This is a genomic window from Achromobacter sp. EB05, from assembly GCF_044232075.1.
GTDB classification, from domain to species: Bacteria; Pseudomonadota; Gammaproteobacteria; order Burkholderiales; family Burkholderiaceae_B; genus Achromobacter; species Achromobacter dolens.
Genome location: NZ_CP155917.1, coordinates 5752591 through 5766762, shown reverse-complemented (window position 1 = coordinate 5766762; position 14172 = coordinate 5752591). Strand labels below are relative to the sequence as shown.

Below are 14172 nucleotides of genomic sequence, written 5' to 3'. Positions count from 1 at the left end.
TCTACAGATAGGGCCGCGGTCAGACCGCCAGCCATTCCTGGACCACGTCCTGGCGCTCATGCAACTGCGCGGGCGGTCCTTCGAAAACGATGCGGCCATGGCCCATCACGCTCACCCGCGTGGAGACCTTCAGCGCGATGGTCAGCTTCTGCTCGACCAGCACCACCGACACGCCGCGCTGGTGGATGTCGCGGATCACGTCGGCGATCACTTCCACGATCTTGGGCGCCAGGCCCTCGGTGGGTTCGTCGATCAGCATGACCTTGGGGTTGCCCAGGAGCGAACGGCACATGGTCAGCATCTGCTGTTCGCCGCCGGACAGGTTGCCGGCGCGGGTATTGCGGCGTTCCTTCAGGCGCGGGAAATAGCCGAACATCTGCTCGATGGTCCAGGCCGGCGCGTCGGGCCGGACGGGCTGTTCGCCCATGCGCAGGTTCTCGTCCACCGTCAGGTTGGCGAACACCTCGCGCTCCTCCGGCACGAAACCCAGTCCGGCGCGGGCGATCTCGAAAGGCCGCTTGTTGGTGATGTCGCGGCCTTCGATGGCGATGCGGCCGCCCGTCACGTCCACCAGCCCCATGATGCTTTTCATGGTGGTGGAGCGGCCGGCGCCGTTGCGGCCCAGCAGGCTGACCACTTCGCCGCGGCCCACCGTCAGGTCGATGCCGTGCAGGATGTGGCTCTTGCCGTAGTGCGCGTGCACGCCTTGCAGGGCCAGCAGGGGGGATTGCATGCTCATACCGTTTCCTCTCCCAGGTAGGCTTCGCGCACGCGGGCGTCGCCGCGGATCTCGGCGGGCGTGCCGGTGGCCAGGATCTCGCCGTACACCAGCACACTGATGCGGTCGGCCAGCGAGAACACCACCTGCATGTCGTGCTCCACGATCAGCAGGGTGCAGTCGCGCGTCACGTCCTTGATGAGTTCGACGGTGTAGTCGACCTCGTGCTGCGACATGCCGGCCATCGGCTCGTCCAGCAGGATCACCTTGGGCCGCGAGGCCAGCGTCATGCCGATTTCCAGCGAGCGCTGCTCGGAGTAGTTCAGGTCGCCCGCGGCGGTGTGCTGCTTGGGCGCCAGACGCACTTTTTCCAGCAACTGGTCGACGTTCTCGTTGACGGCGCGGTGGCGCGCGATGGGGCGCCAGAAGTTGTAGACCAGGCCGTGCATGCGCAGCACCGCCAGCCGCAGGTTCTCGCGCACCGACAGGCGCGGGAACACGTTGGTGATCTGGAACGAACGCGCCAGGCCGAGACGGTTGATGCGTTCGGGCGGCAGGCCGCCGATCGGGCGCGCGCGCAGGCTGATGTCGCCCGAGGTCGGCGCGAACGAGCCGGACATCAGGTGGAACAGCGTGGACTTGCCGGCGCCGTTGGGGCCGATGACGGCGTGGCGTTCGCCGGCCTCGACCTTCAGGTTGACGCCGCGGATGATCTGCGCGTCGCCGAAGGACTTGCGCACGTCGGTCAGGGTCAGGATCTCGTGGCTCATTTCGCGGTCTCCAGCACGGGCGCGGCCTCAGCCTCGCCGCGCCACAGGGCCAGCGCCCAGCGGCAGGCCAGGAGGCCCGCCGCGAACAGCGCCAGCGGCAGCAGCCAGGTCGACAGCGCCAGCGGCGCCCAGTCGTGGCCGAACAGGGAAATGGCGGGCCAGCCGGCATCGGGGTTCATCGCCAGCAGCGAGCGGTAGTCGCGCGCGAACATGCGTTGCAGCAGTTCCACCGAGAACACCGTGGCGCCGGTCAGCAGCAGGCCGCCGGCGACGGACACCGCGGCGCGCGGCAGCCAGTCGGCCAGCCCGCGCTGGCGCAGCGACCTGGCGGCGCGCTGCACCAGCCCGACCAGGCCGTCCGGCACGAACAGCATCACCAGCACGAACAGGATGCCCTGGTACAGCAGCCACGAACGGGTGATGTCGGCCAGCGTCTGCGACAGGAAGGTCAGGATCGAGGCGCCCAGCACCGGGCCGAGGAAGGCGTTGACGCCGCCGATGTAGGCGAACAGCACCGCGTCGGTCGACAGCTTGACCTCGAACAGCACGTAGTTGCCGGCCTCGATGTTCAATGCCTGCAGGCCGCCTGCGATGCCGGCGAACATGGCCGACAGCGCGAACACCATGGTCTTGAGCGTGTGCGGCCGGTAGCCCAGGTAGCGCAGGCGGTTGGCGTTTTCGCGCAGGCCCAGCGTCAGCCGGCCCAGCGGCGTGCGGGTCAGGCCATACAGCGCGGCCAGCGACACCAGCACCCAGGCCAGCACCAGGAAGTACACCTCGACGTCCGAGCCGAAGGTGAAGCCCCATGCTGGCATGCGCATGGCCGACAGGCCGGCCTCGCCGCCGAACACGCCCTTCAGGTGCGGCGCCAGCGCGTGCAGCAGCTCGGCCAGCGCCAGCGTGATCATCGAGAAGTAAACGCCGGCGCGCATGGTGGCGAACCAGCCCGCGACCAGGCCGAACAGCAGGCCGGCCACGCCGCCGGCCAGCGGCATCAGCGGCGTCGGCAACAGGCCCGCGCCGCCCAGCGCATTCATGGCGTGGATGGTGGCGAAGGTGCCGACGCCGAAGTAGGCCGCGTGGCCGAAGGACAGCATGCCGCCCTGGCCGGCCAGCAGGTTGAAGGCGCAGGCGAACAGCGCCGCGATCAGCATCTGCACCGCCGCGACCAGTTGGCCGGCGGGCAGCAGCCACGGCAGCGCGCACAACGCGGCCACGCAGGCGAGCAACAGCAGGCCGGCGGTGGCGCGGCGCGAGGAATTCTGGCTCATGCCTGTTCTCCCTTCAGGCCCGAGGGCTTGACCAGCAGCACCACCAGCATCAGCAGGAAGGGCAGGGTCGCCGCCAGGCTGGAGATCTTCACCGTCATCAGGCCGCCCACGCTCTCGGCCCACTCGCCGGCGCCGAACAGGCCGAACAGGGTCGCCAGGCTGGCGTCGATGCCGACCGAGAACGAGCTGATCAGGCCGATCAGCAGCGAGGCGATCATGGCGCCTTCAAGCGAGCCCAGGCCGCCCACGACCACCACCACGAACACCAGCACGCCCAGTTCCAGCGCCATGTTCGGATTGGTGGTGTAGAAGGCGCCCGCGACCGCGCCCGCCAGGCCGGCCATCGCCGCGCCCACGCCGAACACGCTCATGAACACCAGCGGCACGTTGTGGCCCAGCGCCTCGGCCATGCGCGGCCGATAGATGGCCGAGCGCACCACGATGCCGACGCGGGTGCGCGACAGCAGCAGGTAGATCACCGCGAACATCGCCAGCGACACGCCGCCCATCAGCAGGCGGTAGAACGGGTAGTCGGCGTCGAACACGCGGAAGGCCGCGAAGTTCAGGAACTGCGGCACGCGGTAGTCGACCGGGAAATCCCCGTAGAACAGCTTGATGAGTTCGGCGACGATGAACGCCAGGCCGAAGGTCACCAGCAGTTCCTGCGCGTGGCCGAACTTGTGCACGCGGCGCAGGAAGAAGCGCTCCACGCCCATGCCGAGCACGCCGGCGATGACGGTGGCCAGCACCAGCGCGGTCCAGAACCCGGTGACGGGCGTCAGGGTATAGGCGGCGTACGCGCCTATCATGTAGAACGAGGCGTGCGCGAAGTTGAGCACGCCCATCATTCCGAAGATCAGTGTCAGGCCCGCCGACACCATGAATAGCAGCAGGCCGTAAATCACGCCGTTCAACAGCGAGACGGTAAAGTATTCCATGTCCGCTCCAAAATCCTTGCGCGCAGGCGCCGGGCGCCTGGCGATCGATCACGCCCTGTTTTTTCCGGCCCCGCGCCGGTGAGCGTTTTATTGGCGAGTGGCCGCGGACGGCATGCCGTCCGCGGCCGTCGCGTCATCAGTCCGGGCGAACCATCTTGCAGGTGGCCTGCACCGGCGCGGACACGTCCGCGGCGGACAGCACCTTGACCGGCTCGAAGCCCATGTCGGTGCCGTCGGCCTTGTACTTGGCGTTCTTGCCGACCTTGGACACCACCATTGGCAGTTGCACCTGGTGGTCTTCGGCGCGCATGGTGTAGGTGCCCAGCGGCGAGGTGTAGGTGACCTTCTCCAGCGCGCGCGCCAGGTCCGGCACCGACAGCTTGCCGTCCTTGGGCTTGACCTGCTTGAGCGCTTCGCCCAGGAAGGTGATGCCGATCACGGTCTGCGGCTCGGTGTAGCTGGGGTAGTGGCCGGTCTTGGCCTTGTAGTCCTCGGCGAACTTGGCGCCTTCCTCGCCCGCGGCCTCGATGTTGTAGGGGTGGGCGATGTAGTGGCCCAGCGCGACCTCGCCGGCGTTGGCGAGGTTGCCGACCTGGTCCAGGAACACGGTGGCGAAACGCACCTTCAGGCCGGCCGATTGCGTGGCCTTCATCAGCAACAGCAGGTCGTTGGACCAGTTGCCAGTGATGACGGTGTCGGGATTGGCCGAGCGGATGCGGGCCACGTAGGGCGCGAAGTCCTGGATCTTGTTGACTTCGTGCAGCGTCTTGCCGACCACTTCATAGCCGTACTGCTTGGCGAAGCGCTCGGTGGCGCCTTCCATGTCCTGGCCCCAGGAGTAGTTCTGGTTGATGGCGTAGACGCGCTTGCCCAGCGTGCCGTCGGCCGACATGACCGACGCCAGCGCCTTGACGCGCAGGTCGGCGTTGGTGGTGAAGCGGAAGTGGTAGAAGTGGCACTTCTGGCCGGTCAGTTCCAGGGCCTCGCCGCCCACGTTCAGGAACACCACTTCCTTGCCGGGATTGCGCAGGTTGTGCTTGCGCACGTCCTCGGTGAGCTGGCCGGAGATGGCCGACGACGAGCCCTGTACCAGGATCTGCACGCCTTCGGCGGCCGCGGCGCGGAAGCGGTCGGAGGCGCCCACCGGGCCGCCCTGGTTGTCGAACTCGACCAGTTCGAGCGGCTGGCCGTTCCAGCCGCCGGCGGCGTTGATGCGGTCCAACTGGTACTTGACCGCGGCGCGGAACATCAGGCCGGTCGAGGCCTGCGGGCCGGACAGCGTCTCGATCAGGCCGATCTTGACGGGCGCGGCCTGGGCCGATGCGGCAATGCCGGCCAGGCACAACAGGCCGGTGGTGAAAGCCAATTTCATGCGTGTCTCCTCCGTGGAACGGGAGTGGTAGGTCCGTGAATCAAGCAAGCGCGCTTAGGAATGCGGCTCTTCTATGCCCAGGAAGCGGGCAATTTCGGTGAGTTGTCCTTCCAGCATGTAGAGGCCGGGATGGGTGCGGCAGCCGCGTGCGGCCGCGGCGCGCAGCAGCGGCGTGTCGACGCGGCTCATGACGGCGTCGGCCACCACGGCGCCGGGCGCCAGGGCATCCAGCGGGAAGGGCAGGGGATCGTTGTCGTCCAGGCCCAGGGTGGTCGCGTTGATGGCGATGTCACAGGGCTCGGGACGCGGGCCGGCCACACTGATGGCCAGGCCGGGATAGTGGCGCGCCAGGCGCTCGGCAAACGCCTCGGCCTTGCCGCGCGAACGGTTGTACAGGCGCAGGCTGGCCGGGCCGGCCTCGGCGATGGCGCAGGCGATGGCCTTGCCGGCGCCGCCCAGGCCCGCCAGGTAGACGTGGCGGCCGGCGGGCTCATGGCCCTGGCCGCGCAGGCCGGCGACGAAGCCCAGGCCGTCGAAGTTGCCGCCGGTCAGGCAGCCGTCGCGCAGCCGCACGGCGTTGACGGCGCCGATCAGTTCGGCGGCGGGGGTGAGGGCGTCGCACAGCGCGGCGGCGCTTTCCTTGTGGGGCACGGTGACCACCAGTCCGCCCAGGTTGGCCAGGCCGCGCAGGCCCGCGAACAGGCCGGGCAGGCCGGCGGCGGCCACGTGGAACGGCACCATGACGGCGTCGATGCCGCGCTCGCGCAGCAGGGCGTTGAGCCGCTGGGGCGTCTTGACGTGCGCGATCGGGTCGGCCGCGATCGCGAATACGGTTGTGCTGCCGGTGATTTCCACCTGGTTGTCCCCTGCCTGTCATGCGGCCGTTGGCCGTGTTTTTCCGACCCGCTTGCCTGAAATCGCCAGTTGCTTTACGCTTTCAACACAAGTTGTCAGGCAACTTTATTAAATTGTCCGATAAATCATAGGGCAAGCGTTTTTCCCGTGTCAAGCGATGCATTTGGCGGTTCAATCGAACCGTCGGCGGCGCCCCGGGAGCGGGCGCGTGCCCCCGAAAAAGCGCTTTGGAGACAGCATGATTTCGTTCGAAGGACAGGTAGTGGCCATCACCGGCGCCGGCAATGGCATCGGTCTGGCGACCGCGCGGCTGATGGCCGCCCATGGCGCCCGGCTGGTGCTCACCGACATCGACAAGGCGCGCCTGGACGAGGTGGCCGCCGAGCTGGACGCCAGCGGCCAGCGGGTGTTCGTGCACGCGCTGGACGTGGCCGCCTCGCATGATTGCGACAGGGTGCTGGAACGCGCCGCGCAGCATTTCGGCGGCATCGACCACCTGGTGCATTGCGCCGGCATCTACCCCGAGCAACTGGTCAAGGACACCAGCGACGAGGCCTGGAAGAAGCTCATGGGCGTCAACCTGGACGGCACCTTCTACGTGTGCCGCGCCGCCCAGCGCCACCTGCGCCAGAACGGCTCGATCGTGCTGTTGACGTCACTGGCGGCGCAGCGCGGCAGCTACGCGCACGCGGCCTATTCGGCCTCCAAGGGCGCGGTGCAGAGCTTCACCCGCAGCCTGGCGCTGGAGCTGGCGCCGCAGATCCGCGTGAACGCGGTGGCGCCCGGGATCATCGCCACCTCCATGACGCACGACCTGATCGGCCAGAAGGGCGCGCAGTTGCTGGAGAGCACGCCGTTGCGGCGCTTCGGCACGGCCGAGGAAATCGCCGGCGCGATCGCCTTCCTGTGCTCGCCGCTGGCCGGTTTCGTGACGGGCGAGGTGATGCAGGTGAACGGCGGCATCTATATCGCGTAAAGTCTGAAACGGCCGTGCCCTTGATTCCGGCAAAATCCTATAATTTTCAAGGGCGCCGCCGCAGTGAAACGTCGAGAATTCCTATAACCACGGGCCGGCGCGTCCCAGGGGCTTCCCCGCCGCGAGCCGCCTTCACGTTTTAACGATTCCCCATGCAGCCCACTCAAGCACAGGACTCCGACCCGCAGCGCGCCGCGCCCAGGCATTCGCTTTCGGCGGGCGTGGCCGACGCGCTGGCCGAGCAGATCCGCCAGGGCACGCTGGCGCCCGGCGACCGCCTGCCCACCGAAAAGCAGTTGACCGAGATCTATTCGGTCAGCCGCGCCGTGGTGCGCGAGGCGCTGGCGCGCCTGAAATCCGAAGGCCTGATCACCTCGCAGCAAGGCAGCGGCGTGTTCGTCGACCCGAACTTCCAGCGCAACGCCTTCCGCATCGCCGCGCCCACGCCGGGCGACAACCAGGACCTGGAGCACATCCTGGAGCTGATGCTGTCGATCGAAGTCACCGCCGCGCGCTACGCGGCGCAGCGCCGCACCGAACCCGACCTGAAGAAGATGCGCCAGGCGCTGGTGGGCATGGAGTACGCGCTCATCAACGACAAGCTGGGCGACGAAGAGGACTACCAGTTTCACCAGGCCATCGTGCAGGCCACGCACAACCCGCACCTGGTGGCCCTGAACGACTACCTGGAAGCGAATGTGCGGCGCGTCATCCGCAGCGCGCGCAACAACACGGCGCGCATGTATGCCGAGCGCATGGCGGCCGTGCAGAGCGAACACCAGGCGATCTTCGCCGCCATCGAGGGCGGGGATCCCGATGCCGCCGGCAAGGCCGCCGAGCAGCACCTGCGCAACGCCGCCGACCGCCTGCGGTTGTTCCAGGCGGAACGTTCGCCGCCGGTCTGACGCGGCCATCGGGCGCCTCGGCGCCCCGGCCACGCCGCCGGCGTCCGGGCCCGCCGGCGTCCGCCGCGTTCAGGCGAAGGTCTGTTCCATCTCGCGACGGAACTGCACCGCGGCCGAACGATCGTCGTATTCCACGTCGCTCCAGCGGATCGCCTGCGACTGCCGCACCGCGTGCTTGAGCTTGACCTGGTGCGACAGGCCCAGCGGCAGGTAGCCTTCGTCGACCGAGTCGCGCGCCGGCATCAGCCGGCCGTACACGGTGTAGCCGCCTTCGCCGTCCAGCAACTGCCCGGCCTGCAGATCGCGCTTGGCCGTGGCCACCACGTCGCCATGCCAGCCGGCCGGCGCCCCCGTGGGCTCGCGCCGCAGGCCGACGCTGGCCACGCTGATGCCCAGTTCCAGGCCGATCAGGTGATACGGTTTGTACATGGCGGTGTAATTGCCGCTGGGATCGGTGACCAGGCCATATTCCTTGAAGCAGCGCCGCACGTAGTCGCTGTCGGCCGCCAGCGTCACGTACACGCCCCAGCGCAGGTCGCGGAACACGGGCCGGCCGTCGCGTTCGAGCGAGGAAATCACTTCCACCTGGCCGCGGTGGTGCAGGATGCCGCCATCCTCGCGCGGCCGCAGCACGCGGGCCAGGTCGTCCACGCCGCAGGGCGGGAAATGCAGGCCGGACGGCGAGGGCAGCAGGCCCGTGGCGTTGGACACCGCCGCCATCTCGATGGCGCTCTTGGTGCCGTCCAGGAAACTGTTGAACATCTGCGCGTTGAAGTCGCCGGCCGCCACCATCTCGGCGGTGAAGCCGTAGTACGGCCAGACGGTGTCGGGCGTGGAAGTGTGGAACTCGGGCAGGTACTTGGTGCCCTTGCCGGCCGCCATCACCTCGAAGCCTGCCGCGCGCGCCCAGTCCACCATCTCGCAGATCAGCGCCGGCTGGTCGCCGTAGGCCAGCGAATAGACGATGCCGGCTTCGCGCGCGCGTCGCGCCAGCAAGGGGCCCGCCAGCGCGTCGGCCTCGACGTTGACCATGATGATGTGCTTGCCGTGCTCGCAGCAGGCCAGCACGTGGCCGATGCCGGCGGCCGCCTGGCCGGTGGCGTCGATGACGATGTCGACCTCGGGGCTGGCGATCACGGCGAGCGGATCGTCAGTGAAGTAGACCTTGCCGTTCTTGAGCGCGTCTCCCGGGCTGGCGGCATTGAGCGCCGTCGCCGGCCAGCCGACGCGGGTGAGCGCGGCGCGGGCGCGGTCGGGCGTCAGGTCGGCCACCGCCACCAGCCGCATGCCGGGCGTGCGGGGGGCCTGGCTCATGAACATCGCGCCGAACTTTCCGGCGCCCAGCAGCGCTACGCGCAAGGGCTTGTGGTCGGCTTCTCGCTGCTTGAGCAGTCGGTGCAGATTCATGGTGCAGGCTCCTCCAGAGGTGGGGATACAGCACCACAGGATAGTCCCAACCCCGGCCGCTGAACAGGGCCGGCCACCCCGCCGTCAGGATGTCATCCGGCCGTCATTCGTCGGCCGTATACAGCTCGCCCGCCAGCACGTTGCGCCAGTTGCCCCAGGTGATGCGCGGACGGTCGGTGACCTGGCGGTTGTAGGGCGCGTCGAACAGGATGTGCTTCCAGCGCGGCTTGACGGCGCCTTGTATCAACGGCTTGTCGTCGATCAGCAGATTGCCGTGCACCAGGGTCTTGTCCTTGGTCAGGATCAGCCGGCTGGTGGCCTCCCGTCCCAGGTGCTTCTCGACCCACAGGTATTTCTCGGCGACGCAGTTCTCGAACTGCGACAGCGGCGAGGTGCAGATGCGCACGTCCAAGCCCAGCGCCAGCAGTTCCTTCACGGCTTCCAGCGCCCCCGGCACCGGCGGCAGGTTGCGGATGAAGCCGGGCGCGGTGTAGATGGCCTCGGCCATGCCGCGCAGCTCGGGCGCGTAGTCCTCGCGGATGTAGAAGGACTTGCGGTCCTCGAACGCCACCGGCGCGATGCCGGGGTGGCGCGCGCGCCAGGCGTCGATGAAGGCATGTTCGAAGTCGGCCAGCACGCCGTCTTGGTCGAGCAGGATGATCATGGAGATCCTAAGTCGTTGCGACGCGCTCGATTGTGCCAGAGCACCGGGTCGTGGCCTCAGTCCGGCTGCGGTTTCGAACGGGCGACGACGCGGTAGCGGCTGCCGCCCTCGGTGGATTCGGACGCCACCAGCACCATGCGGTCATAGCGCCAGGTCACGGGCGGCGGGGCGTCGGCCGGCGGGTCGTTGCGCTCGATGTTGCGCAGCAGCGTGACGTGGGGGCGGAAGGGCTGCGTCGGCGGCGCGAAGCCGAACGCCGACAGCCAGAGCCACAGGCCGTCGTGGCTGGCCTGCAGCGAATCCGGAGTCTGCGCGGGCCCGGCCCAGAGAATGCGGGGGCGGGCGAAGACGCCGTAACGGTCCAGGATGACGGTGCCGGGCTGCAGGCGATGGTAGGGGGTGGCGTCGATGAGTTCGTCGGCGATCTCCTTTTCCACGGAGCCCAGGAAGGCCAGCGTCATGTGCAGGGTTTCCGTGCGCATGGCGCGGCCATGGCTGTGCGGCTGGGCCTGGGCGGCCCAGGTGGATAGCGTGTCAGCCAGGTCAGGCTCGGGCCAGAGGGCGTAGAAGAGGCGGAGGGTCGACATGGCGGAGATTGTAGGGTGTTGTTGGTTGTCGCGAATGGAGTAGGTTCTTGAGGCGCGCGTGTCGGGGTCGGTGGGGGATGGCGGGGCTACGATTGCGGTCCGGAGCGTTCGCTCCGGACTGCCCCTTCGTCATCCTCGTCCGCCTTCGGCTCCCTTGTATCTTGATCCCTGGGATGGTTAGCTACCATTCCATGAGAGGCAGGTGAGTTTCTTTGGCTCCCGAGGGACTTAACCCTGTTCCGTAGACCAAACCCCTGTCTCTCACCTCTGACGCCATCGCGGACACTGGACGGTAGCCTAGGGCTGATTGACCCTGCATGCACAAGGTAAGTGGGCGCAGTTGGCATACTTTCTTGTATGAGGGGGTATGAACGATGATCTATCTGGGTATTGATGTCTCCAAGCTGAAGCTGGACTGCACGTTGTTGCTGGATCCAGAGAACGACAAGCGCAAGAGCAAGGTTGTGCCTAATAGTCGGGACGGAGTGCACGAACTGGTTCGATGGTGCGCCAAGCACGGGGTGGGAGCCGACCAGGCCCATGCCGTGCTGGAAGCCACGGGCCCGTATCACGAGCAGGCCGCCACGACGCTGCATGACGGCGGCATCGCGGTGTCGATCGCCAACCCGGCCAGCGTGCACGACTTCAGTCGGGCAATGGCGATGCGCTCCAAGACAGATGCACTCGATAGCCTGGTGTTGGCTCGTTATGGCGTGGCGATGAGGCCTGGTGCTTGGCAGCCCCCGCCGGCACATGTGCGCGAGCTACGCGCCTTGATTACCCAGCTGGACGCGCTGTCCAAGGATCGGCTGCGCACGATGAACCGCCAAGAGAAGATCGAGGCCAGTTCGGCCTCGGAGCTGGTGGAGCGTTCGATCAGTGACACCCTGAGCTTCTATGACAAGGAGATCGCTCGCCTGGAGAAGGCCATCGATGACCACATCGACCGGCACCCTGACCTGAAGGACGACACCAAGCTGTTGTCCTCCATCCCCGGGGTCGGCCCGAAGGTGGCCAGAACCATGCTGCGAGTGATGCGCATGCACCAGTTCAAGTGCGCCGAGGATCTGGCGGCATATCTAGGCCTGGTGCCGGTGCGGAGACAGTCGGGCACGTCGCTACGCGGGCGCAGCCGCATGTCCAAGGCAGGTCCCGCTGATGTACGGGCCAAGGTGTATATGGCCGGCGTTGTTGCTTCCAAACACAACCCCCATGTGCGGGCGTTATATCAACGGCTGCTGGCGGCGGGCAAGACCAAGATGTCGGCGCTGGGTGCTTGCATGCGCAAGGTGGTACATCTGTGCTTCGGTGTGCTCAAGACGCGGCAGCCTTACAGACCTGACTACGCTTTTTCTACTTGACGGCCAAGACGGTATCTACGGTTTCCGCCGGGCGCATCTACACGCCCCGCCATCCCCACCGACCCCGCCACGCGCTCGCGATGAGACGTAATGACGGTCTCTGGGGCGAGCTGTGTGCTTGGCGTTTTGGCGCACATCGGAGCTGGAGGGAGGGTCTTGCGGGGCCCGCCGCAAGCCGGCCGCGCGGGCGGCCTTTTGCGGCTTACGTGGTGTCTTGCGTCGGGATGATGACGCTCTCGCGTGTGGAAAGGCCCCCCATCCGATGCTATTGCACGGCTATCGGCACCACGAAAAGGGCGCTATCCGGTGCGATTGCGCGGCTGCCAGCACCACGACTGTTGTCGGCGGCGCACGCGCTCGTCACGCGCAAGCCAGCCCTCAACGCGCCGCCATTACCGCCTCCCCCTTCGGAGCGGAACCACCAGAAAACCGCTCGCCACCCGCGCGCAGCGCACCCGCTTCACTTTCAGATGCACAGACGCCTATCGTGGCCGCCCGCGCGGCCGCGATGGGCAGCCCCGCAAATTCCCTTCCCCGCACCCGGCTCTAGCAGCGCGACAAGCCCAGACGCTCGTAGCCCCTCGGGCGGACGGCCCCGATGGCGGGCAACCTCGATGCGCCCGACGGAATCCGAAGGAGTCGCCGAAGGCGAGGACGAGGATGAGGCAGGGGAAGTCCGGAGCGAACGCTCCGGACCGCAATCGTGGGCGCCCGCCATCGGGTCCGCCCGCCCGAGGGGCGACCTACGAAGACCGACTCATCATCGCTAACAGCACCTAACGCAATGCTCGAGCAATGAACAACTAACGATTGGCCGCCACAGCCTCCGCCCCAGGCACCGGATTCCCCCACCCGCCCCCGATCGCCCGAATCAGATCCACCGCCGACCGCGCCTGCTCGCCGCTCAACTGCACCGCCACCCGCTGCTGCAGCAGCACGCTGCGGTCCGCCTCGATCACGTCGAGATAGCTGATCGAGCCTTCGCGGTATTGCGTGTGCGAGAGCTTGGCGGCGCGGGCCGAGGCCTCCACCGCGGCGTCCTGCGCGCGGGTCTGGTCGGCCAGGATGCGCAGGTTGGACAGGTTGTCCTCGACTTCGCGGAAGGCGTTCAGGACCGTCTGGCGGTACACCGCCACGTCTTCCTCGTACACCGCGCGGGCGCGGTCCAGGCCGGCCTGGCGGCGGCCGCCGTCGAAGATCGGCATCGACAGCGCGGCGCCGACCAGCGGGCCCAGCAGGAACGTGCGGCTCGACCATTGGAACAGGTTGCCCAGCTCCGACGACTCGTAGCCGAACGCGCCCGTGATGTCCAGGCGCGGGAAGAACGCCGACTTGGCCGCGCCCACACGGGCATTGGCGGCAGCCATGGCGCGCTCGGCCGCGGCGATGTCGGGGCGGCGTTCCAGCAGCGTCGACGGCAGGCCGGCCGGGATCGACAGCGCCACCTTCTCGATCGGCTTGGGCGGCATCGCGAACTCCGACGGCGCGCGGCCCAGCAACACGGCCAGCGCGTGTTCGCCGGCGGCGCGGCGGCGGTCGATCCCCAGCGCTTCCGATTGGGCCGAGGCCAGCTCGGCCTTGGCGCGCGCCAGGTCCAGCTCGCTGATGTCGCCCGCGTCATAGCGGCGCTGGATCAGTTGCAGCGTCTCGGTGCGCAGTTGCACCGTCTGGCGGTACAGCGCGGCTTCGGCGTCCTGCTCGCGCACCAGGAAATAGGTGGTGGCGACATCGGCCTGCAGCGCCAGCAGCACCGAGCGGTACAGCGCCTCGCTCTGCTGCGCATCGGCGGTGGCGGCGTCGGCGGTGGAGGCGACGCGGCCGAACAGGTCGGCCTCGTACGACACCGTGCCTTGCGCGCGCCAGGTGGTCACCGGCCGCGTCGGCGTGCCGTCAGGCAGGCCTTGCGACACCGCCGAGGGGCGCTGGCGGTTCGGGCCGAAGCCCGCGTCCAGGCTGGGGAAGAAGCCGGCGCGGGCCTCGCGTTGCAGCGCGCGGGCCTGCGTCAGGCGGGCGGCGGCGGCCTGCAGGTTCTGGTTGGCCTTCAGGGCCTCCTCCTGCAACTGGTTCAGGCCTTCGTCGCCGAACACCTTCCACCATTCGCCGCGCAACTGCTCTTCCGAGGGTTGGGCGGTCTTCCAGGTGCCCGCTTCCGAGGCGGGCAGGGCGGCTTCCTTGTAGGCCGCCGGCGTGGCGGCCGCGGGCCGTTCGTAGGTCGGACCCACCGCGCAGCCGGCCAGCACGAGCAGGACGGCAAGCAGGGCGGAACCGCGGATCAGTCTTTTGGTCTTCATGACGATTCTCTTGGGCGCGCGCCCCGCCGTTCGGGACGGGACGCGCTGGCTATTTTT

At 68.0% G+C, this 14172-nt stretch carries 13 protein-coding genes; 3 read left to right on the top strand and 10 right to left on the bottom strand.

The genetic code is table 11. The annotated features are described in order from the left end of the window. Positions 1 to 19: 19 nt before the first annotated feature. From AAID08_RS26245 to AAID08_RS26220, 6 genes are all read right to left on the bottom strand, one after another. On the bottom strand, positions 20 to 739 hold the full coding sequence (locus AAID08_RS26245) for an ABC transporter ATP-binding protein (RefSeq protein WP_006386225.1): 720 nt from the start codon (positions 737 to 739) through the stop codon (positions 20 to 22). Continuing rightward, positions 736 to 1488 (bottom strand): ABC transporter ATP-binding protein, encoded by a 753-nt coding sequence (locus tag AAID08_RS26240; protein ID WP_054419393.1) that lies wholly within the window; start codon positions 1486 to 1488, stop codon positions 736 to 738. The genes AAID08_RS26245 and AAID08_RS26240 overlap by 4 nt, the downstream gene beginning before the upstream one ends. Then, complete coding sequence (locus tag AAID08_RS26235) at positions 1485 to 2759, bottom strand: branched-chain amino acid ABC transporter permease (protein WP_054500505.1); 1275 nt, start codon at positions 2757 to 2759, stop codon at positions 1485 to 1487. Before AAID08_RS26235 ends, AAID08_RS26240 begins: the two co-directional genes overlap by 4 nt. After that, positions 2756 to 3697 carry a branched-chain amino acid ABC transporter permease gene (locus AAID08_RS26230; RefSeq protein WP_006386228.1) on the bottom strand — a complete coding sequence of 314 codons (942 nt, stop codon included), beginning with the start codon at positions 3695 to 3697 and terminating at the stop codon, positions 2756 to 2758. Before AAID08_RS26230 ends, AAID08_RS26235 begins: the two co-directional genes overlap by 4 nt. A 136-nt stretch (positions 3698 to 3833) precedes the next feature. After that, positions 3834 to 5069, bottom strand: a complete 1236-nt coding sequence (locus AAID08_RS26225; protein ID WP_006386229.1) for a branched-chain amino acid ABC transporter substrate-binding protein — start codon at positions 5067 to 5069, stop codon at positions 3834 to 3836. A gap of 54 nt (positions 5070 to 5123) precedes the next feature. Continuing rightward, positions 5124 to 5924: a shikimate dehydrogenase gene (locus AAID08_RS26220; protein ID WP_054500506.1), complete on the bottom strand. Its 801-nt coding sequence runs from the start codon at positions 5922 to 5924 to the stop codon at positions 5124 to 5126. Between the two features lie 238 nt (positions 5925 to 6162). Here AAID08_RS26220 and AAID08_RS26215 point away from each other — a divergent pair, with 238 nt between their 5' ends. Next, a complete protein-coding gene (locus AAID08_RS26215; RefSeq protein ID WP_049076567.1) occupies positions 6163 to 6900 on the top strand; it encodes an SDR family NAD(P)-dependent oxidoreductase in 738 nt (245 codons plus the stop codon). Between the two features lie 152 nt (positions 6901 to 7052). After that, positions 7053 to 7805, top strand: a complete 753-nt coding sequence (locus AAID08_RS26210) for a FadR/GntR family transcriptional regulator (RefSeq protein WP_049076565.1) — start codon at positions 7053 to 7055, stop codon at positions 7803 to 7805. A gap of 69 nt (positions 7806 to 7874) precedes the next feature. Here AAID08_RS26210 and AAID08_RS26205 read toward each other — a convergent pair whose 3' ends face one another. From AAID08_RS26205 to thpR, 3 genes are all read right to left on the bottom strand, one after another. Then, positions 7875 to 9212, bottom strand: a complete 1338-nt coding sequence (locus tag AAID08_RS26205) for an NAD(P)H-dependent oxidoreductase (protein ID WP_064527369.1) — start codon at positions 9210 to 9212, stop codon at positions 7875 to 7877. Positions 9213 to 9315: 103 nt separating this feature from the next. Beyond that, positions 9316 to 9876 (bottom strand): 5'-3'-deoxyribonucleotidase, encoded by a 561-nt coding sequence (locus AAID08_RS26200; protein ID WP_064527370.1) that lies wholly within the window; start codon positions 9874 to 9876, stop codon positions 9316 to 9318. 56 nt (positions 9877 to 9932) lie between these two features. Beyond that, positions 9933 to 10463: an RNA 2',3'-cyclic phosphodiesterase gene (gene thpR, locus AAID08_RS26195; protein ID WP_175143389.1), complete on the bottom strand. Its 531-nt coding sequence runs from the start codon at positions 10461 to 10463 to the stop codon at positions 9933 to 9935. A gap of 374 nt (positions 10464 to 10837) precedes the next feature. Between thpR and AAID08_RS26190 the strand changes: the two genes are divergently transcribed. Beyond that, entirely contained in the window at positions 10838 to 11824 is a 987-nt protein-coding gene (locus AAID08_RS26190) for an IS110 family transposase (protein WP_116793657.1), read from the top strand. A gap of 803 nt (positions 11825 to 12627) precedes the next feature. Here AAID08_RS26190 and AAID08_RS26185 read toward each other — a convergent pair. Next, positions 12628 to 14115 (bottom strand): efflux transporter outer membrane subunit, encoded by a 1488-nt coding sequence (locus AAID08_RS26185; protein ID WP_175167004.1) that lies wholly within the window; start codon positions 14113 to 14115, stop codon positions 12628 to 12630. Positions 14116 to 14172 lie beyond the last annotated feature (57 nt).